Annotated in this window: 18 protein-coding genes; 2 read left to right on the top strand and 16 right to left on the bottom strand. The window is 41.1% G+C overall.

The window, feature by feature from the left end; all coding sequences use genetic code 11:
- Positions 1-167: 167 nt before the first annotated feature.
- The 7 genes from groL to ACYZ0U_RS05830 all read right to left on the bottom strand — a co-directional run bounded on the left by groL (position 168) and on the right by ACYZ0U_RS05830 (position 7,988).
- Positions 168-1,805, bottom strand: a complete 1,638-nt coding sequence (groL, locus tag ACYZ0U_RS05860) for a chaperonin GroEL (RefSeq protein WP_461450802.1) — start codon at positions 1,803-1,805, stop codon at positions 168-170.
- A gap of 54 nt (positions 1,806-1,859) precedes the next feature.
- Complete coding sequence (locus tag ACYZ0U_RS05855; protein WP_179414373.1) at positions 1,860-2,153, bottom strand: co-chaperone GroES; 294 nt, start codon at positions 2,151-2,153, stop codon at positions 1,860-1,862.
- A gap of 238 nt (positions 2,154-2,391) precedes the next feature.
- Entirely contained in the window at positions 2,392-2,766 is a 375-nt protein-coding gene (gene secG, locus ACYZ0U_RS05850; RefSeq protein WP_461450799.1) for a preprotein translocase subunit SecG, read from the bottom strand.
- An 11-nt stretch (positions 2,767-2,777) separates the two neighbouring features.
- Positions 2,778-4,616 (bottom strand): hypothetical protein, encoded by a 1,839-nt coding sequence (locus ACYZ0U_RS05845; RefSeq protein WP_461450797.1) that lies wholly within the window; start codon positions 4,614-4,616, stop codon positions 2,778-2,780.
- Between the two features lie 22 nt (positions 4,617-4,638).
- Positions 4,639-5,154 carry an LptE family protein gene (locus ACYZ0U_RS05840; protein WP_461450795.1) on the bottom strand — a complete coding sequence of 172 codons (516 nt, stop codon included), beginning with the start codon at positions 5,152-5,154 and terminating at the stop codon, positions 4,639-4,641.
- A gap of 4 nt (positions 5,155-5,158) precedes the next feature.
- Entirely contained in the window at positions 5,159-6,397 is a 1,239-nt protein-coding gene (locus ACYZ0U_RS05835) for a sigma-54 interaction domain-containing protein (RefSeq protein ID WP_461450793.1), read from the bottom strand.
- A 64-nt stretch (positions 6,398-6,461) separates the two neighbouring features.
- Positions 6,462-7,988: a MiaB/RimO family radical SAM methylthiotransferase gene (locus ACYZ0U_RS05830; protein WP_461450791.1), complete on the bottom strand. Its 1,527-nt coding sequence runs from the start codon at positions 7,986-7,988 to the stop codon at positions 6,462-6,464.
- A 122-nt stretch (positions 7,989-8,110) separates the two neighbouring features.
- Between ACYZ0U_RS05830 and ACYZ0U_RS05825 the strand changes: the two genes are divergently transcribed.
- Positions 8,111-9,979, top strand: coding sequence for a hypothetical protein (locus tag ACYZ0U_RS05825; RefSeq protein ID WP_461450789.1), 1,869 nt, complete (start codon positions 8,111-8,113; stop codon positions 9,977-9,979).
- Positions 9,980-9,982: 3 nt separating this feature from the next.
- The gene (locus ACYZ0U_RS05820; protein ID WP_461450787.1) at positions 9,983-11,818 is read left to right on the top strand and encodes a hypothetical protein; all 1,836 of its coding nucleotides are present in this window, start codon (positions 9,983-9,985) and stop codon (positions 11,816-11,818) included.
- A gap of 4 nt (positions 11,819-11,822) precedes the next feature.
- Here the strand turns inward: ACYZ0U_RS05820 and ACYZ0U_RS05815 are convergent, their stop codons facing one another.
- From ACYZ0U_RS05815 to ACYZ0U_RS05775, 9 genes are all read right to left on the bottom strand, one after another.
- A complete protein-coding gene (locus tag ACYZ0U_RS05815; RefSeq protein ID WP_461450785.1) occupies positions 11,823-12,389 on the bottom strand; it encodes a DUF3109 family protein in 567 nt (188 codons plus the stop codon).
- 2 nt (positions 12,390-12,391) lie between these two features.
- Positions 12,392-13,171, bottom strand: coding sequence for a DUF3108 domain-containing protein (locus ACYZ0U_RS05810; RefSeq protein WP_461450783.1), 780 nt, complete (start codon positions 13,169-13,171; stop codon positions 12,392-12,394).
- Between the two features lie 189 nt (positions 13,172-13,360).
- A complete protein-coding gene (locus ACYZ0U_RS05805; RefSeq protein WP_461450781.1) occupies positions 13,361-13,876 on the bottom strand; it encodes a DUF2480 family protein in 516 nt (171 codons plus the stop codon).
- A 71-nt stretch (positions 13,877-13,947) separates the two neighbouring features.
- On the bottom strand, positions 13,948-16,044 hold the full coding sequence (locus tag ACYZ0U_RS05800; RefSeq protein WP_461450779.1) for a peptidylprolyl isomerase: 2,097 nt from the start codon (positions 16,042-16,044) through the stop codon (positions 13,948-13,950).
- 110 nt (positions 16,045-16,154) lie between these two features.
- Entirely contained in the window at positions 16,155-16,709 is a 555-nt protein-coding gene (gene lptC / locus ACYZ0U_RS05795) for an LPS export ABC transporter periplasmic protein LptC (RefSeq protein WP_461450777.1), read from the bottom strand.
- A gap of 41 nt (positions 16,710-16,750) precedes the next feature.
- Complete coding sequence (locus tag ACYZ0U_RS05790; RefSeq protein WP_461450775.1) at positions 16,751-18,091, bottom strand: hypothetical protein; 1,341 nt, start codon at positions 18,089-18,091, stop codon at positions 16,751-16,753.
- Entirely contained in the window at positions 18,084-18,824 is a 741-nt protein-coding gene (locus tag ACYZ0U_RS05785) for a type III pantothenate kinase (protein ID WP_461450773.1), read from the bottom strand. Before ACYZ0U_RS05785 ends, ACYZ0U_RS05790 begins: the two co-directional genes overlap by 8 nt.
- On the bottom strand, positions 18,824-19,516 hold the full coding sequence (gene purQ / locus ACYZ0U_RS05780; RefSeq protein ID WP_461450771.1) for a phosphoribosylformylglycinamidine synthase subunit PurQ: 693 nt from the start codon (positions 19,514-19,516) through the stop codon (positions 18,824-18,826). Before purQ ends, ACYZ0U_RS05785 begins: the two co-directional genes overlap by 1 nt.
- A 185-nt stretch (positions 19,517-19,701) precedes the next feature.
- A complete protein-coding gene (locus tag ACYZ0U_RS05775; protein WP_461450769.1) occupies positions 19,702-20,550 on the bottom strand; it encodes a DUF6427 family protein in 849 nt (282 codons plus the stop codon).
- Positions 20,551-20,623 lie beyond the last annotated feature (73 nt).

The raw sequence follows: 20,623 nt of genomic DNA, 5'->3' as shown, positions 1-20,623 counted from the left end.
ACCGTGCATTTACTTTGCAATGACTTTTCTGTTAGTACATAAACAAAAAACCCTTGTATGTTAAAACATACAAGGATTTTGTTTTAGTGGTCAGAGGTTGGAATTTAGAGATTAGCACATAACTAATCTTACCTCCAGTCTCTAATCAATAAAGGCGAAGCTCACGATTACATCATGCCGCCCATACCGCCGCCGCCCATTGGAGGCATACCACCACCTTTTTCATCTTCGGGATCGTCAGCTAACACACACTCGGTGGTTAATAACATCGCTGCGATTGAAGCTGCGTTCTCTAATGCTACACGGCCTACTTTAGTTGGGTCGATAACACCTGCTGCAATCAGGTTTTCATATTTATCAGTACGTGCATTGTAACCGAAGTCACCTGTACCTTCTTTTACTTTTTGAACTACTATAGATCCTTCGATACCTGCGTTTTCGCAGATCTGGCGTAAAGGCTCTTCGATAGCGCGGCGAATGATCTGGATACCAGTATTCTCATCTTCGTTATCGCCTTTAACATCAGCTAAAGCTGCAACCGCACGGATGAAAGCAACACCACCACCGGCAACAATGCCTTCTTCAACAGCAGCACGGGTAGCGTGCAATGCATCGTCAACACGATCTTTCTTTTCTTTCATTTCAACTTCAGAAGCTGCACCAATGTACAACACAGCAACACCGCCTGATAATTTGGCTAAACGTTCCTGTAATTTTTCTTTATCGTAATCAGAAGTTGTAGTTTCAATTTGTGAGCGGATCTCGCCAACACGGCCTTTAATAGCGTCAGCATCGCCGTTACCATTAATTAAAGTAGTGTTATCTTTATCGATAGTGATCTTCTCAGCCTGGCCTAAGAATGAAAGCTCAGCGCTTTCTAATTTAAAACCTCTTTCTTCAGAGATTACAGTACCACCGGTTAAGATAGCGATATCCTCTAACATTGCTTTACGACGATCGCCAAAGCCTGGTGCTTTAACAGCAGCAACTTTCAGTGAGCCACGGATCTTGTTAACTACTAATGTAGCTAATGCTTCGCCGTCTAAATCTTCAGCAATAATTAATAATGGTTTGCCTGTTTGTACTTGTTTTTCAAGGATAGGCAAAAGCTCTTTCATTGAAGAGATTTTTTTGTCGTAGATCAGGATGTAAGGGTTATCCAGTTCTACTTCCATTTTATCAGAGTTGGTTACGAAGTATGGAGATAAGTAACCGCGGTCAAACTGCATACCTTCAACAGTTTTAACTTCAGTTTCAGTTCCTTTAGCTTCTTCAACAGTAATTACACCAGAAGTACCTACTTTTTTCATCGCGTCAGCGATCATTTCGCCAATAACTTCATCGTTATTTGCAGAGATTGATGCAACTTGTTTGATCTTGCTGAAATCATCACCAACATCTTGTTTCTGAGATTTTAAGTTCTCAACAACAACTCTAACCGCTTTATCTATACCGCGTTTTAAATCCATTGGGTTTGCACCTGCAGCTACGTTTTTAATACCCGCAGTTACAATTGCCTGTGCTAAAACAGTTGCGGTAGTAGTACCGTCACCTGCTATATCAGCAGTTTTTGAGGCAACTTCTTTAACCATTTGAGCGCCCATGTTTTCAATGGCGTCTTTTAATTCAATTTCTTTCGCTACCGATACACCATCTTTAGTGATTGACGGTGAACCAAATTTTTTATCGATAATTACGTGACGACCCTTTGGGCCTAAGGTTACTTTAACTGCATTAGCTAAAATATCAACACCGCGTTTTAATGCGTCGCGTGCTTCAACATTGTATTTAACTTGCTTTGACATAATTTTTTATTTGATTGATGTTTTTAATAGATGTTAATTGACCTATACCGGTTATTATAATACCACGTAAATGTCAGACTCTCTCATAACTAAATAATCTTTGCCTTCGATAGGGAATTCCTGGCCGGCAAATTTACCGTAGATTACTTTATCGCCGGCTTTAACTGTCATCGGTATTAATGTACCGGTTGTGTCAGCATAACGGCCCGGGCCTACTGCAACTACAGTTCCGTATTGAGGTTTTTCTTGTGCGGTTTCAGGAATATAGATACCTGAAGCGGTTTTTGTCTCAGCCGGAGCAGCTTCTATTATTATTCTGTCTCCAAGAGGTTTAACGTTTAATGACATAATGATATACTATTTAAATTTATAAAAGTAGATTGTTTACGATGCAATTGCACATCAACTGTGCCAAGCTGGTGTAATGGCTCACATTGGCATGCAATCCTGTTTTATTGTCAGCTAAGGTTAAATAGCTTGTGCCTGCTTAACATTATGTAAATATTAAAATGCCAAGCTGTCAGTAGCACTTATAACAAAAAAGCCACGGTAAATACCGTGGCTTTTACAAAAATCTTAATTTAACTTATTTAGCCGGAGCCGGAGTTGTTGCAGGTGCCTGTTGTTGTGGCTGTGCAGTTGGTGCAGCAAACGGAGCAGCAGCGCCTGTGTTAACAGGTTGTGATGCCTTTTTAGTTTTTTCCCAATTCTCTTTATTAACATCTGCTTTGGTAGCGCCGCCTTTAACAGCAACATTGATAGCTAATGATAATACCATTAGGCCGATAGCTAAAACCCAGGTGCCTTTTTCTAAAAAGTCGCCGGTCTTTTGCACACCCATTAATTGGGATGAACTTGAAAAGTTTGATGATAAACCACCACCTTTAGGGTTTTGGATCAATACAATAAAGCTTAAACATACACAAACGATGATGGCTATGATCAATAATAATAAATACATTTCTTTTTATATTAATTTGTTTTCTTTTCTAACTCCTCAATTTGGCTCGCAAAGTAACGGCTTTTTTCCGGGAATTTCAATATCAATTTTTTATATGTAGCTATAGCCTTCGGATATAACATTTGGTCAATGTAGATCTGCGCCAAAGTTTCAGTAACAAGGTCGGCCTGGTCCTCTGAACTTTTCTTCGCTTTGTTCTCGTTATCGAGTTTATCCCCGGTTTGCGGTTTTATTTGTGGCACTTCCTGTATAAAACGTTCAATAATCTTATCTTCCTTGCGTTTGGGGTCAAAAGCCAATGGCTGGTCAGCAATACTTTTTTCCAGGTCATCAACAGAAGTCAGGTGGAAAATATTTTCCGCATATTGCTGCTGCAATTCATCAGGCGCATCCTGTTTTATCTTTTGAGTGGTATCCAGCTTAAATTCAATGAATGGCTGGTAAATACCAGAGTGCTCTTTACGGGTTTTATCCAACCACCACATAAAGCTGTAAGGCATCTTCTCATCGTTGTATTTAGATACTGTGATGTATGGTCTTTCTTTTACAGGTTCTTTAACCTTTTCAACAGGGGCAGGGTCGGTTACAGGAGCTGTCGCCGCTTCAGCTACCGGTGCGGGTTTTGCTGCCGGTTTTGGCTGTTCAGGCGCTTCCTCCGATACTTCCCTGTTCTCGCCGAAAGCCTTATCGAATACAAAAAAGTCGGTTGATACAATATTATTCATGATCAGCTTTTCAGCCTCATCGTTCATATCAACTTTGCGCTCGGCAAATGATGTGGTGGTAACTGTTTTCGGATTTTCTTCGGCTAAAGCATCCGCAAAAGGCGAAACGTAAGGTGTTGTTTCAGGTTCTTCTTCGCCAGGCTTTGCAAAAACCTCTTCATAAGCCAGGTTAATATCATCAATGCTTACAATCTCGTCATAAACATCATCATCAATCGGCTTAATAAAATAAGGGTCTAACTCTTGTTGCGGAGCTACCTCCCCGGTGATATTTTCTTCTTCTTTTGCGGGTTCTTCAACAGGCGAAGCTTCAGCAACCGGGCTTTCGATTATCACTTCCGGCTCCTCATTTTCATCAAATGTTGGCTCGTTATAAGGGATATGCTCCAATACCGAATCTTTTTGCTCGTTCAAAGGCGGCAGGTCTGTTACTTCGGTATGTTCGTCTGCAACTACAGGTAAAGCTTCCTCTTTTTCATCCGACTGCTCTTCCTGCGTTTTTTCTTTGGCCTGTTCTTCTGCAACTAATTCAAGCTCGTTTTCAGCGGCGGCTATGTTTTGCCGCGGGGATGCCGGTACTTCTAATTCTTGTATTTCTTCCGCAACAACAGGAGCCTCGTGTTTTACCTCCGTTATTTCCTCATGAACCTCATCATCAATAACATTATCATGCGGAATTACAGCGGGAAGTTCCTCTTCAGTAATGGGATGCTCTTCGATAAGCGGCGTTTCAGCAATTTCATCTTGAACCGGGAAATCCTTCTCACCAGCCCATGGCGCTAACAGTAATTCATCATCACCTGTTATTTCCGGCTCAATGGTATGGAAGAAAGTAGCAACTTCTGATGCTTCGTCTGTATGTAATAGCTGCCCTGCAGTAACGTATGGCAAGTCGTCGGTATCATGGGTTAGTTTGTAAAGTACTTTAGGGTTACCATAAACCGCGGCTTGTTTTAAATTTTCCCCGCCGGTTGTATGCGCAAGCAGTGCGTATAAAATTCCACTTTGCGGGTATTCGGCAATTAATTGCTGCAAATTGTACGCGTGCTCTCCGTGCTTGCCAGCCGGGTTAGCCAACAAGTCCCAAAAAAGCTGGGTACGGGTATTATTTAGTTGCTGATCCACTTGGGTTGAAACTACGAATTGCTTACCAATTTGCAAAGGCTTTGTTAAAAATATCTTCCGTTATCTGCGTAATTAACGCTGGTACAAGGGTATTTTGTTGCGATGCGATATCACCCGTAAAGTTTTTTGATTCGCTGAATGATTGCTGGTAGCTGTAATGCTTCTCAACATTATTAACATACTTCACCTCAACTGTAATAGTTAAAGCCGATGCACCCGCGATTGGCGGCGTATTTGAGTTAACTGCCTGGATTGAAGCCGGGGCTATGCTATAACCGGTTATACTGCCGGTCATAACCGCATCGGCTTGCTCGGTACGTACAATATCCAAACTGGTAGTTGAGCGGATACGCGCTTTTAATGCTTCGGTAAAATCCTGGCTTAAGGTAGGTAGTACATACGGCGCATCATTTTCAAAATAGCCAATATTAATTGTGGTTAAACCTTGTGTGGATGCACCGTTTAGTTTTACAGTGCACGATTGTATTGTTAAAAACACCATAACGGCGACAAATACGCCAACAAATATTTTCTTCATCAAATTACAGATCTAATTCTTTTATTTTCCGGTACAATGTTCTTTCTGATATGCCCAGCTCATTCGCCGCAAGCTTACGTTTGCCTTTATGCTTTTTTAAAGCTTTGCGGATCAGGTCGGATTCTTTTTCGATTAACGATAGTGATTCCTCAACCTCTTCGGCCTCATGCGTAATATTAAAAGCATCCGGCTTGGTATTATTAATAACGGGCTGCTGTATAGTAAATTGTGGCTCGTGATTGCCGGCAGGCATTTCAATATCGCGATAAAGCTGGTTAATGGCTTGTGAATTATTAGCAAATGCAGGGGCTACGCCGCCATGCTCAACAATATCGGCGACTAATTTTTTAAGTTCCACCATGTCGCGCTTCATATCAAACAGCACTTTATATAATATATCACGCTCGGAGAAATCTTCCTTGCCCGGGTTCTCTACACGCATCGGCAAATTCCTGCCGCTTACTTCATGCGGGATGTAGGTGAGCAATATCGGCCCGGTAATTACATGGTTAGTTTCCAGCACCGCCAATTGCTCGGCCATATTTTTTAACTGGCGAACATTACCCGGCCATGAATAATTGATCAGCACCTGTTGCGCTTCCTCATCTAGCTGGATTGCCGGTGTGCGGTATTTTGCTGTAAAATCTGAAGTAAACTTCCGGAACAGCAGGTAAATATCTTCTTTCCTGTCGCGCAATGGAGGTATGCGCAACGGAACGGTATTTAAACGATAGTAAAGATCCTCGCGGAACTTACCGCTTTTCACCGCTTCATAAACATCAACGTTGGTAGCTGCGATAACCCTGACGTTGGTTTTTTCTACTTTGGACGATCCAACTTTGATGAATTGGCCCGATTCCAAAACACGCAGCAAACGTGCCTGCGTACCCAAAGGCATTTCGGCTATCTCATCCAAAAAAATGGTACCGCCGCTTACGGTTTCAAAATAACCTTTACGTTCGCCAACCGCACCAGTATAGGCGCCTTTTTCGTGACCGAATAATTCCGAATCGATAGTACCTTCAGGTATCGCCCCGCAGTTTACCGCGATGAATGGCCCGTGCTTGCGCGGGCTCATCTGGTGAATAATGTGCGAGAACACTTCCTTACCACTACCGCTTTCGCCTGTAATTAGTACCGAAATATCGGTTGGCGCCACCTGGTTGGCAATATTTATAGCCCGGTTTAGCAATGGCGAATTGCCAATGATCCCGAAGCGTTGTTTAATTTCTTGTATATCCATTATTTAAGTTTTTGATTGAGTGATTGAGTGAATTAGTGATTACTAATCCATCAAAATATCCAACCTAACTAACTATTACTGTTCCCATCAAAGTTGCCGTTGTACAGCGTTCAATTAAAACATTAACATATTCTCCAGGCTTATAATCCTCTCCTACCGGGAAAATCACCATCATGTTTTGATCGCTTCTGCCGGCGTAATCATTTTTTGATTTTTTGGAGAAACCCTCGATCAATACTTTTTGTGTTGTACCCACCAAAGCTAACAAGCGAACGTGCGAATGTTGTTGTTGTTTGGCTACTATTTCTTGCAAACGGCGCAATTTTACATCTTCGGGGATATCATCTGCATAACGTTTAGCAGCTAAAGTTCCCGGCCTTTCAGAGTACATGAACATGTAGGCAAAATAAAATTGAACATAGTCCATCATGCTCAGGGTTTCCTGGTGCTCTTCTTCTGTTTCAGTGCAAAAACCGGTAATCATGTCGGTTGATATCGCACATCCCGGTATAATCCGGTTAATCGCATCCACACGATTGATATACCATTCACGATCATATGTACGGTTCATCAGTTTAAGCACCCTGCTGTTACCCGATTGTATCGGCAAATGGATGTAGTTACAAATATTATCGTATTTAGCAATGGTGTATAATACATCATCGGTAATATCTTTTGGGTGCGATGTTGAAAAGCGAACACGCAGGTCCGGACTAATCAGCGCTACCATTTCCAGCAATTCTGCAAATGAAACACCGGCTTTACTATGGTCAACGGGGTTAATTCCGCTAATATCCTCGCCTGATGCCAATACCTTATCCAAAAGATCCATGCCCAATACTGGTTTTTCGCCTTCAGCAATAATTTTTTCAGTTTCAGGCGCCCATTTATAGCTATCTACATTTTGGCCAAGCAGTGTTACTTCTCGATAACCTTTATCAAATAATTCCTGACACTCTTTTACAATAGACTGTGGCTCACGGCTACGCTCCCTGCCACGGGTAAACGGCACCACGCAGAACGAGCACATATTATCGCAGCCACGCATTATAGATACAAAAGCATTAATGCCATTACTGTTTAAGCGTACAGGATTAATGTCCGCATAAGTTTCCTCGCGGGATAGCAATACATTCACCGCGCGCTGGCCGTCGTCAACTTTATCAATTAAATTCGGCAGGTCGCGGTAAGCATCGGGGCCTACAACAACGTCAACCAGTTTTTCTTCCTCTAAAAATTTAGATTTTAACCTTTCAGCCATGCAACCAAGTACACCAACCACCATTCCGGGGTTTTTAGCTTTAGCGCCCGCGAATTCTTTCAGGCGGTTACGTACGCGTACTTCTGCATTCTCGCGAATGGAGCAGGTATTAATAAAAACCACATCAGCACTGGTAAAATCGCCGGTAGTTTCAAAACCGCTTTCTGTTAAAATAGACGCAACTATCTCACTGTCAGAAAAATTCATCGCGCAGCCATAACTTTCAATATAAAGCTTACGCCCGCTGTTCTTCCCTGGTATTGGTTCTAAAACCAATGCCTCACCCTGCCTGCTTTCGTCGTGCGTCTTATCCGGAATTAACAAATCCATTGTATCTATTTACAAATTAGTCCGCAAAAATACACAAAAATCATTTATAGCGTGACATCTTGTCAGCAAATTAACAAAAACTATGTTTTGTTGTTATAGCGTATATTGAAAAAATATTTATAATGAAAAAAGACGGCTCTGCACACAAAAAACCTATGCCCCGTTGGCCGTTGGTCATCATGCTAATTTTAGTTCTGCTTATTGCAGGCGGATATTATGCCTACCAGCGATACATTACCGGCGACCGCTGGAAACCATATTTACAAGCCGAACTAAAGGCGTTGGTTTTAAAAACAACCGATAGCCTTTACCATATTGAATATTCGGATTTCGATTTGAATATTACTACCGGCAGCGCTACCCTAAAAGATTTTAAACTGGTGCCCGATACCGCGGTTTACAACAAACTGGTGGCTCTAAAAAAAGCGCCGGATAATTTATTCAGGTTGAGCGTGAAAAAACTCAGCATCAGCAACCTGGGCGCGGTTAAGGCTTATAAAGAGAAAATTCTGAACATCAGCAGCATCCTGATAGACAACCCAGACCTTACCGTGGTTGCCAAACGCTATAAATTTAACGACACGGTAAAAGTGGGCAAGCCCAAGAGCCCTTACGAAATTATCAAAAGCACTTTTAAACAATTGCATATTGATTCTATCGCATTAAAAGATATCAGCCTGAACTATATCAATAAAAATGGCCCGGTTGAAAAACACACCGCTTTAAAACACCTGAATATTAATATTTCGGATGTGGTGATCGATTCGCTTTCAGATAGGGATACCAGTCGTTTTTATTATACCAAAGGCGTCGAAATCAGGGTTGAGGATTACCACATTGCTACGCCGGATAGCTTGTACAAGGCTGCAATTAAGGAAATCTATTTCTCTACTTCAAAACGCTTGATCTATTTAGATGGTGTAACCTTTTTACCACGATACAGCAAAACCGACTTCTACCTGAAAACACATGAAGCAGCCGGTGATATTTATAATTTAAAGTTTAACCGGATCGCGATTTATGATGTCGACCTGCAACGATTTTTGCGCGACCAGATGCTATACGCAGGCACGCTTAACATTAACAATGGCAGCGTGCAGATATATAGCAACAATGCCTACAAGGGTGTAATATCAAGCAAGGTCGGGAAGGATCCTGAACAGTCGCTGCAAAACGTTGCCCTGGATATGCAGATCAGGAGGTTGAACATTAAAAATACGCTGATTAGCTATGCTGAGTCAGATGCAACTTCGGGCTATACAGGTGTAATTACCTTTAACCATACCAATGCAACCATTTTAAACGTTACTAATGACGACGATGTTAAAAAGGTAAACCCCTACATGATTGCCCATATAAACACGCGTTTTATGGATGCCGGCGACCTGAATGTAAACTTTAAGTTTAACCTGGCCTCGAAGATCGGCGCGTTCAATTACAATGGTACGCTAGGGCAATTTGACGGGCGTAAACTGGATAAGCTGGTAAAACCGTTGGCACTGGTTCATGTGCAATCGGCTGATATACAGAAGCTGCATTTTAATGTTGATGCCAGCAATTATGCCGGCAAGGGCCAGCTGGAATTTTATTATAAGAACCTTAATGTGCAGTTATTGAAGAAAGTTGAGGGTAAAGCCCAGCTGCAAACCCAGGGTTTCATCTCAAAACTGGCAAATACCTTAATTATTGATGATAATAATCCGGATAAGAACGGTATATTTAGGCCAGGGCCGATTGACGTAAAGCGCGAGCCAACGGTATCGTTTTTTAGTTTCCTTTACAAAGCGTTGCTGGATGGCTTAAAACCAAGTGTTGGGTTTGATAAAAAAACAGAGGGAAAGGTTAATAAAGCCATAATAAAGGTTAACAATATAGTTGATAAATTTAAGGCCTTTGAAGCCAACCGAAAAGCGAAGCGGGAAGCACGACAAGAGGCAAGAGCGGCTAAAAAGGCGGCCAAAATGCAAAAAGATTCAATTAATAAAAAGTAGCAAGTGTTTGATTTTTTAAAACTAAGAAGGAACAAATTAGGCCTGGAAATATTAGTGGGCTTTATTACAGCATCCTTAGTTTTAGCTTTTTTGATCAATGCTTATTGGGCACCCGTGCTAGCTCAAAAAATACGCGACGCTGTTTTAAAGGGGTCGGACAGCTTGTATAAAGCCAACTTTTCCGGCGCTGAATTGAACATTTTGCGTGGTAATATTATTTTTTATAATATTACCATTGAACCGGATACCGCTATTTATAACCGCATGTGCCGCCAGCACCGGGCGCCAAACAATCTGGTTGAATTAAAGGTGCGCCGCTTGATATTAACTGATATTCACCCTTTTAAACTTTACTTTAAACACCAGCTGGATATTGGCGAAATAGTTTTGAATGACCCTGACCTGCATGTTACTTACAAGCTTAATCAAACCAAAGACACCGTAATTGCGGATAACCGATCGGCGTGGCAACAGATTTCTAAAAACCTAAACTCCGTACACATCGCTAATATCTTCCTCAACAATATCAAGTTAAAATATGACGACTACTCAGGTCATAAACTCGAGATCTCCGAACTCAAGGAAATGAATTTCAGCGCCAGCGACCTCCTGATCGATTCCGCTACCCAAAAAGACAAATCACGGTTATTGTACTGCCGCGAGATCATCGCCGAACTGAATAATTACAAGGGAAAAACTGCCGACGGACTTTATAGTTACAAGGTTAACCACATTAAATTGTCGACCTTAACATCACAGGTAAATATTACCGGTTTGTCGTTAACGCCAATCAACGCTAAAACTTTTTTTAAACGAACGACGAAAGACCAATATACTTTTCAGCTTGATTCGCTGCAACTTAACCGATTCGATTATTTGGGATACCATCGTTTCCGCACATTTAGCGTGTCCTCTATTTTAGCTGCAAACGGATCTTTCGAATTATTCAATAATCCTAACGGGGTACCAAGTCCGCCAAATGTGGATAAGATCAAAAGTTTCCCGGCCTATGCTTTAAAGGAGATTACAACCGACATCCGGATCGATACGCTATATACGCATAACCTATCAGTTACTTACAGCGAATACAATGATAAATCATACCATACCGGCAGTGTTATTTTTACCAAAATAAACGGCAGGATATTGAATATTACCAACAACAAAGTAGCACTGGCAAAAAACAATCTTTGTGTAGCGAAGCTTAACAGCTACTTTATGGGCAGGGGGCATTTTAATTTACTTTTCAATTTTAACTTAACAGACCCTGATGTCCCCTACAGTTTTAAAGGCGAGTTAGGCCCAATGAGCATGGGCCCTATTAATACCGCAACAATGGCGCTTGCGGATGTAAAAATAACGGATGGCAATATCAGGAGTTTTACTTTTGATATCCACGCAAACGCCAAAATTTCTAAAGGCCGGGTTGAACTATTGTATAATAACCTGAAGGTTAAACTACTAACACCTGATACAAACTTCATCAGCTTTAAAGGCAAAATACTGGAATCATTATACGCCAACATCTTTATTATCAAACACAATAATCCTGATGAGCCCGGCACCGCCCCAAGAACTTTTGATGTAAACTACATACGCCCCAAAAACTCACCATTCTTTCGTACCGTATGGCGCACTTTGCTTACCGGCATAAAACCGGCAATCGGGCTGGACGAAAAAACAGAAAAGGCCACAGAAGAAAGGATGGGCGAGGCAAAAACTAATAAGCAGATAAGGCAATCTAAAAAAATAGCCCGTCAGGAACGCCGCGCCGCACGCAGGGCGGCAAGGGCCCAAAAGCAGCAAACACAGGCGCAAGATCAAGCGCAAGCAAAGTAATTAATTATTCTAAGCCGGCCACCTGGTCTTCTAATTCCTGGTACCATTCTTCGCCATATTTGCGGATCAACGGATTTTTCAGGAATTCATGCACACGAACCTGCAGCTCATCGCCAAAAGTACAAGCCGGACTGCAAATGCTCCAGCGATCGTAATTCAATACATCAAACTCCGGGTATTTAGTAATACGGATAGGGTATAAATGGCAGGAGATAGGTTTTTTCCAGGTTATATCGCCGTTCTCGTAAGCCTTTTCAATGGCGCATTTGGTGATGCCGTGTTCAAATATTACGTAAGCGCACTCCTTGTTCACATCAACACATGGGGTTGTATAGTCGCCTTCAAAGTCGGTTACGTGAGTGCCTACTTTTTCAATTGTTGCAATACCCTTGGCATTCATGTAGGGCTTTACTTTAGGATAGATCTCTTTTAAAATATCCAGCTCATCGGCATCCAACGGCGCGCCGGAGTCACCCTCAAGGCAGCATGCGCCTTTGCATTTATTTAAATTGCACACAAAATTGTTCTTCACTACATCCTCATGCACCAATGTGCCGCCAACTTCAATCATAATTAATTTTTTAACGGAGCTAACGGAAATTTAAGCCCTTTGGCATTTGTTAGTTCCATGGTTACGCTGCCTAAAATAACTTCAACCTGGGCTTTTACAGGTATGCGGTTCTCATCGTCAGTGATCCACAAATATAGTTTACTATTTTTTTTAAATATACGCCCCGGCATAATTGTGGGGTTAAACTTTAAACAGTTAAAAGTTCCCATCGGGCAAGTGATTTTTTCAGTACCCACATAAGTTATGCCCAGCGAGTTGATACCGTCATCCAAAAAATACTTTAATTCAAAGGTTTGGCCAACATGCAGCTTCGAAACATTAATACTTCGCGCGAAATAATAGGCCGATACAAAATCAAACACTTTACCGGTAAATGGATAAGTACCTTTATTTGCTGTTATTTTATTCGTCTCATGGTCGAAAGTTACCTTATCGCTATGGTTCCAGCTGCCTTCGTGCCTGTTCTCTGCATAAAAATAAGGCAGCAAAGTTTTCTCATCTACATAACTCTCATAGCGGTTACGCACCTTGTAAAATACATCGAATGATCCCGCTGTCCTGCCTTCAACAATGATATGATATGCCGGGTGGCCATTATATTTTATGTCGGTATTCTCAACTTTTAAATCGGCTTCGGCAGCGGTAAAGAAACCATATTTTAAACGATAACTTAGTTGCTCTCCTGCTTTAAAAACGGGATCGCTTACCGAAGTAAGCTCCTGCGCGAAGCTTAAACTTATTGAACCAATAAAAATTAAAAGGGTTAAGAAGTATTTTTTCATTTATTGGGTGATAGTCTATTAGTAACCTGGCTCTAAGCTGTACAATATAAACTAACGTCAATGCCAGGTACAAAGCGATCTCTATTATACAGCGCTAATCTATTAATTAACCTTGTTAATTGCCTTGCTTATGTAGAGATTGCTTCGTACCTCGCAATGACGGTTATTTTTGTATTTTGTAGATTTAGACTAATCCTTCCTTTTATAAATAGGAACTGTAGAGCAGGGCTCGCCAAACATCAGGCTTTTTGCAATGGGCGTTAATTTTTTTGTAAGCTCAACATATGCCGATGTAGGCACAGGTATATCGCCACAGCCCTTTAAAACGATGCGCTGATCGCGATATTGTTCAAGGTCGGCCTTGGCTATAGCTTTTTCAAAAAGTACGGTCTCCAGTACGTTTTCATCGCCAAAAACAACATCATTAGCATAAGGCGCAAGCTTGTTGGCAATGAGCATGTAGGCCCAGGCAGGTACTATGGCATCGGCAGTACAGGTTACCGCCACATTTTTGCCGGTGTATTGCGACCAGTCGTGTGCTTTTACAAACTCACGAAAATCCTTTTCGCGCAGGATAAGCTCCATGTACAGGTTATCCTTAATATCATAAACCACCCTTTCCCCCTGCGGATAAAATGCAGCGGGATCCAAAGTTACCAAGCCACTTTGGGCTACTTTGTTGATTATATTTTCCTGTATATCCATGATCTTATTAAACAAAAAATCCGGGAACAGCTCAACGCTGATCCCGGATACAAAATTACTTTTTATTTTAGTTACAAGAACTTAACTCTGTAATCTTTTACATTCGCCTTATCTTTCAGTGCTTCCAGTATCTCGTTTTGTGAGCGTTGCAAAATTGCCTGACCCATTTCCTGTTTCTGCCTAACTGCGTTTAAAAGGGCAGCAGGTTTAACAAAGTTATCTATCTGGAATACAAAAACACCTGTTTGGCCTATTGCCGGTGCAGATACCTTACCCGGCTGTGAACCAAATATGGTACCGATCAATTTATACTCAACTGCTGAACCTGGAATTACCGGGTTAGCAAAAACTATATTTTGGATAGGCAGCACTGTTGTACCTGCCTTTTGCCCTACCGTATTAATATTTGAGGCTCCGCTTACAGCGGCCTGTAATTTATCGGCAAGCATTTTGCCTTTAACGGCAATTATTACTTGTGGTTCAATTTGTTTTTTAACAGCGCTTAATGGTAAGGTGCCTTTAGGCTTAATTGCGGTTAATCTTGCCACTACATATTGGTCGCCGCTTGTAAACACCTGGTCGGCAATATCGCCGCTGCTTGCTTTGTAAGCCCAGCGTACCACTTCGCGGCCATTGGTTACAGTGTTGAATGATGATGCAACCGCGGTAACATCAGGCGCTACGTTAGTTTTTAAGTTAGCTTTTGCTGCTTCTTGATCAAAATTATCACCTTTCAAATTAGCTAAAAAGCCTTGTGCCTTGCTGTAAGCCGCCGCTTGTGTAGCGCTGCTTGCTGAAAGCTGTTTATCAACCGTAGCAACCTTAACTACTTTTGATGAACCTTTTTGATCTTCAATTTCGATGATATGTACACCATATTGCGAGGTTACGATTTTAATATCGCCTTTTTTGCCGTTGAAAGCTGCATCTTCAAAAACAGGAACCATGCTGCCACGGGCAAACATACCCAGTTCGCCACCTTTTTCAGCCGAACCTTTATCTACTGAATATTTTTTAGCCAGATCAGCAAATGGCTGACCACCCTGAATTAACTTCTTAATTGAATCAGCAGTTGCCAGTGCTTTTTCAGGTGTGGTAGTTACAGGCAACAGGATGTGCCTTGCTTTAACCGAATCAGGACCTACCTGCTCATCAATTAATTTTGAAAGCTTATAGCTGTTACCTGACAAATAAGGGCCGTAGATAAAGCCTTTAGGCTCGTTAAACATTATGGAATCGATCTTAGGATCAAGCTGGCCTTTTTTCTGGAAAACGATTGGTGTTTTAGTATCAGCGTTAACCTCCACAAATAATGAATCATTTGTGCTTGCTTTAAATTGAGGCAACAATTTATCAACCTCGGCTTTTATCGCTGCTGAATCAGATTTTGATGGTGCTGCATTAAACAAAACATACTCTAAGCTGCGTGTTTCCTCCGGGTTTTTAAATTCGCCCTTGTGATCGTTGTAATAAGTCTCGTAATCATCATCGGTCACTGTAACTTTATTATCAGCAATTGATGTGTAAGGAAGTTTTATATATTTAAAATTAACAATTTTATTTTTCGCCTCGTAGTCGTCCTGCGCGTCAAGCGTGTTAACATATAAACCGTTTGCTACCAAAGCCATGTATTTTTCGGCACGCTTATCATCAACAATGTGCGTAACAAAATCATTCCAGCGCACAGCCATAGGGTCATCAGCCTTAGCGTTTGATATATTGTTTAAAAAGTTGTTCAGCTTGGCCCTATCAACCTGGCCGGTTTGCGGGTTGCCAAATGCCTGTACAATTTCCGGGCTTGGGTTATCACCTTGTATCAGTGAGCGACGCTCATCATCACCAACAACCAAACCTAATTTTTCCGTTTCGGTATTCAGGATCTTTTCAGTGATAACCTGGTTCCATGAAGTTTCCTGGATATAACTGGTGATTTGCGGCGTTATCTCGGTTTGACGAGATTGCTGCTGAAAGTTTGCAGTGTTTTGATCAACCCTTTTATTAAAGTCGTCCACAGCAATTTTATCGCCTTCAACTTCTCCAATTTCGGTAGCGTCGCCGTGAAAAAACGAACCGCCGTAGTGTATTACTTCGCCTGCGATGAAAGCAAAAAGCGCAAAACCAATAACGATGACTAATATTAGCCCCATACGGTTACGCAAAAAACCCATTATTCCCATAAAAAATTTATATAATATTAATAGTACTCAAAAAAGAGGCGCAAGATACAACTTTTAGTAAAATTTTTTAATAGAAAAAAAAATAGATAAAATACTGTTATTTATTGCGTTGGCGAAGTTGGGGAATCGGTAACATTAAATATCCCGGTTGACTGTGTCATGGTCCAATGTGCGAGTGATTGGTCGCTTTGAAAACCGGTACCATTCATAATATCGCCGTTAGCCAGCTTTATTTGCACAACTTTATTGGAGTACATGGTTTTGGAGTTTTTATCCCAGATCAACTCGTCAGACTTGAATGTTTCGCCTTTGGCATTTTTAGCGATCACATTTTTATGGAACTCCAGTTTATTACCGTCTCCGCTCTGTATGCCGGTATCAGCGGTGAGGGTGCCCATCTGGCTAAGGTCATCTTTATTAAAAAAGATAACATTTACCGTTTTGGGCATCAGGTTATATGGCTTTTTGCCCTGGTATTGCAATAATAATGGTGACTGCACCCTAAACCTTACCTTGGCCGAGTCGCTGTAAATAATATCAACGCCATGAATGGTATCAACATCCGTATTTACCTGGTTAGCTGATATTTCGCGGATTTTATTAATATCGTTTTCACATGCTGTAACCAACAGCATACCTGACAGGATTGCCGGCACACATATTTTTGAAAAATGCACTGCCCTACCCCGCGTCATAATTATTGTAACTTATATTGCCTGAACCAGGTATCGTTAAGTGAGAACGATAAGTGAAAATTAATATATTTTTCCTTTACCAGGCTATTAGCCAACGTACCTTCTTTACCAACCTCTACAGCAAAATTTATTTTATAGAAACTTAAACCACCTAATGATGGCCTTAAAGGCAGGCCAAGACCGAATGTTACAGCTTCGTTTGTAATATTGGTAGTGCTGCTATTTGGATTAATAATAGTTACATATGTTTGGTTATAAATAAACCCTAAACGGTAATCAACTGTTTTCCAATAGCTTGATAACGCGTTAGCATCAGGCGTGATCTGTCCGCCCAGGTTGTAGGTTTTACTGTTCTGTAATCCCTGGTTAACACCACCTATTGTAAGCTGCGACCAGTTGCCTGTGCTATATTCCGCACCGATCAAATACCTGTTATCGCTTACAAAAGTTAAGCCGTAGCGATTGATTTGCGGCAATTTGATTTTTGTTTTTGGATCAGTGGTGGTTGACAATGTATCGAAAGCTACATTCTGATTGCCATTGGAGTCATACGTATACTGGCTTACCAGGTTAGTGTGCTTACTGTTAATTGAGTTATTAGCAGAGCCTGAATAACCCAAAATAAAGTGTTTAGTGTCCGAAACATCAATGGTGTACTGCGCGCCATAATCGTAATTTAACCCGCCAATCGCATAACTGTCTTCAACACGCGAATCGATTGTATTAAACAATGTTGGTATTTCTGTTGAACGGTATTGATGGATATTACCAAATATATAGGACACGTTTGCACCTATTAATAAATGTTTGCCAATATTAAACCCATAACCAAAATAGGCTTTTGATAAGCCTCCCTGGCCGCTGTAAATGTAGTTTACAGCGCTGGTATCAACCGCCAAACCGGTTCCCAAGTTCTTTTTAGAAGTTATGTAGTTATAACCTACTTCGCTGTAAGGCTGCAGGCCAAAACTTAATGCCGAGTGTTTTGTAACAGGAAACGCAAACGCAACGTGGCTTAATTTAAAATTTCCGTTTGACTGGCTGGCCTGCCCTGTTTGGCTAAATGTTTGGTCACTGCCCTCAATGCCTATATCAATAACAGTTAGCCTAAGGCTGCCATAACTTGCCGGGTTAACCGGGTTTAAGTTGTAGAAACCGCTAAAGTTGTTAATTGCAGCGCCAAGGCCGCCCATACCAATAGTTTGCGGCAATGCAAAATTATCAATTTCACCAAGGCCAAATTGCGAGTATGGATTGCTGGTAGTAGCGGTTGATTGTGCCCTTGCCTGGAAAACTGTAACTGCAAGTAAAACTGTTATAAATAGTGTAGTAATTTTAATCATTATGCTTTGTTATGGCTGCGTTTAATCCTTTTAAAACCAGGTAGGGTTCATTTTTTATATAGGGGGCAAAGATGCTATTTTTTAACAGGGTATCAAAAAAAATACTGTCGCCTCCTGTTAGTATAATATTAAGTTGTTTTTTATCTTGCTTGTAACTATTAATAAAGCCCTCAAGCTCATATTTAATCCCGTTTTGCACGCCGGATGTTATGGCGTTTTTGGTATTGTCCCCGCTAACTTTATTATAGTTTCTATCTTCATCAACAACGGGTAAAGCCGTGGTATAATAATTTAATGCTTTATAACGCATTTTTAGCCCGGGCGATATACTGCCGCCATAATAATTTAAATCAGCATCAACAAAATCATAGGTTATGCAGGTTCCGCCATCAATCACCAGATTATTTTGCGCCGGGTAAGCATGTGCTGCACCGATAACTCCGGCCAATCGATCCGGGCCCAGGGTATTTGGTGTCAGGTAATGATTTTTGATCCCGGTGGACATTGCAGTGTTAAAATAAACCACTTTAAATTTCTTGCTCAATACTGTTTCCCACGCTGCCTGCTCCTTTTTAACTGAGGAAATAATAGCCTTATGTATTTTGTTATTATTTAAAAAATCCTGTATTTGAACATCTTGGTTTTGATAGAAAGTAACATCTGCCAATTCATCCTGCTCAAAAACAGCAATTTTTGTATTGGTATTACCTATATCAATTACCAGGTTTGCCATTAGGCTTTAACCAGCGACAATATCGATTCAAAAATAGCTAAACCATCTTCGTTGCCTAATAAGCTGTCGGCAGCGCGTTCAGGGTGGGGCATTAAGCCAAACACGTTACGTTTGATATTACAAACACCTGCAATGTTTTCTAACGAACCGTTAGGGTTAGCATCCGTTGTAACAATACCCGAATCATCACAATACCTGAACAGGATCTGGTCGTTATTTTTTAAACTTTGCAATACATCCGCGTCAGCAAAATAATTTCCTTCGCCATGGGCGATAGGGATCTTAAGCGCGCGTTGCGGATCGATTTGTGAAGTGACCAGCGCGTTTGAAGTTTCGGCTTTTAAGTAGATGTTACGGCAAATGAATTTGCGGTTTTGGTTGTGCAATAATGCGCCTGGTAATAAACCGGCTTCGGTTAACACCTGGAAACCATTACAGATACCTAAAACGTAACCGCCATTCTCGGCAAATTTGATAACCTCGGTCATGATGGGTGAAAAACGGGCAATAGCGCCGGAGCGCAGATAATCGCCAAAAGAAAAACCTCCCGGCAAAACAATAAAGTCTACACCTTGCAAATCATGGTCTTTATGCCATAGTTTAGTAACAGGCCGGCCTGTTAAACGCTCTAATGTATAAATGATATCCTCGTCGCAATTGGACCCCGGAAAAATTACTACTCCAAACTTCATGCTACAAAACTAATATAACAGCTGAAATTTGAACGAATTTAATAGTTAAAAAGTGTTAAACTGAAAGTATATAATGCTGATAAACAGCAAAAGATATAGCGTTTCGTAAAACCACCTGGTAGTAGCATGTAAAAAATAATAAGCAAAAAACACCGCAGCAGGTATGCAGCACAACAAAAAGTGATTTAAATTAAACTGCGCCCGCACATAAAAAGATAGCAGACCCACCAAAAAAATAAAAAACAACAACTGGAATGATTACGCACCTGCACATAACTTTTAAAAAAGTTTTGCCGCAGTTTAATAAAGCATAAAGCCAGTATCAGTATCACCGGGATAAGGACCAGGTAGTTGTAATAATTGGTAATATTGATCTTATCAGGAAACTTGGTACCAAGTGGTAACCATATATTAAAGAACTGATCGAACTGATTATGCAGATAGTAGAATACCGCCAAAAAGAAAAACACGGTAGCATAACCAATGATGCCCGCTATCCACTCGCGCCAGTTAAACGGCCTAAAGATGATAAGCGCTATCCAGATGGCTAAAAACAAAAAGATGAACGGAAAATAGATCAGCGTACCAATAGCAACGATCATCCCCAGATCATAAGTTGTAGATAATGCGCCATCGCCTTTGTAAAGCTCAAACAGCTTGAACAGCATCCATATCACCAGGAAATTACAGATCAGCGGTGGACTTAAACCCAGGAATGGCGTAAACAACCCCGAAACAGTCACATACATAAGTGCCGGTAAAAATGTGGACCTGCTTAATAAATTATAGCGGTTTACAAGTAAATTTAGCAATAATGCCTGTATTAATACCAACACGGCGGCTATGCCAATATTTTCAGCCGGCGAAAAGAAATGTTCATAAGATAATGGTACCAGGGTACGGGCAAAGGTTTCCACAAAAGTGAACTCAATACCGGCAGGTGCGCTGTATACATAACCCAACCGCAACACAACAAGCACAATGGCAAGCCATACAGCATTAAGCGGGTTAAACGACCTGAATATTTTGATCATCAGTGAATTTGTTTGAAGCGGCAATATTAACAGAAAAACTGCTGATGCTAAAATGCATTAGCATTTAGTTTAA

This window comes from Mucilaginibacter sp. (assembly GCF_965225845.1).
Taxonomy (GTDB): domain Bacteria; phylum Bacteroidota; class Bacteroidia; order Sphingobacteriales; family Sphingobacteriaceae; genus Mucilaginibacter.
Note: the sequence above shows the minus strand (reverse complement) of the source record. Positions and strands in the feature narration are given on the sequence as shown.

Excerpts from the sequence above, each read along its gene's own strand:
- ACYZ0U_RS05830 (WP_461450791.1), bottom strand. The coding sequence starts at position 7,988 with ATGGATTTGTTAATTCCGGATAAGACGCACGACGAAAGCAGGCAGGGT.
- ACYZ0U_RS05855 (WP_179414373.1), bottom strand. The coding sequence starts at position 2,153 with ATGTCATTAAACGTTAAACCTCTTGGAGACAGAATAATAATAGAAGCT.
- ACYZ0U_RS05835 (WP_461450793.1), bottom strand. The coding sequence starts at position 6,397 with ATGGATATACAAGAAATTAAACAACGCTTCGGGATCATTGGCAATTCG.
- ACYZ0U_RS05805 (WP_461450781.1), bottom strand. The coding sequence starts at position 13,876 with ATGGATATACAGGAAAATATAATCAACAAAGTAGCCCAAAGTGGCTTG.
- ACYZ0U_RS05815 (WP_461450785.1), bottom strand. The coding sequence starts at position 12,389 with ATGATTGAAGTTGGCGGCACATTGGTGCATGAGGATGTAGTGAAGAAC.
- purQ (WP_461450771.1), bottom strand. The coding sequence starts at position 19,516 with ATGAAGTTTGGAGTAGTAATTTTTCCGGGGTCCAATTGCGACGAGGAT.
- ACYZ0U_RS05790 (WP_461450775.1), bottom strand. The coding sequence starts at position 18,091 with ATGATTAAAATTACTACACTATTTATAACAGTTTTACTTGCAGTTACA.
- ACYZ0U_RS05785 (WP_461450773.1), bottom strand. The coding sequence starts at position 18,824 with ATGGCAAACCTGGTAATTGATATAGGTAATACCAATACAAAAATTGCT.
- ACYZ0U_RS05840 (WP_461450795.1), bottom strand. The coding sequence starts at position 5,154 with ATGAAGAAAATATTTGTTGGCGTATTTGTCGCCGTTATGGTGTTTTTA.
- ACYZ0U_RS05825 (WP_461450789.1), top strand. The coding sequence starts at position 8,111 with ATGAAAAAAGACGGCTCTGCACACAAAAAACCTATGCCCCGTTGGCCG.
- groL (WP_461450802.1), bottom strand. The coding sequence starts at position 1,805 with ATGTCAAAGCAAGTTAAATACAATGTTGAAGCACGCGACGCATTAAAA.
- ACYZ0U_RS05810 (WP_461450783.1), bottom strand. The coding sequence starts at position 13,171 with ATGAAAAAATACTTCTTAACCCTTTTAATTTTTATTGGTTCAATAAGT.
- ACYZ0U_RS05775 (WP_461450769.1), bottom strand. The coding sequence starts at position 20,550 with ATGATCAAAATATTCAGGTCGTTTAACCCGCTTAATGCTGTATGGCTT.
- ACYZ0U_RS05800 (WP_461450779.1), bottom strand. The coding sequence starts at position 16,044 with ATGGGTTTTTTGCGTAACCGTATGGGGCTAATATTAGTCATCGTTATT.
- secG (WP_461450799.1), bottom strand. The coding sequence starts at position 2,766 with ATGTATTTATTATTATTGATCATAGCCATCATCGTTTGTGTATGTTTA.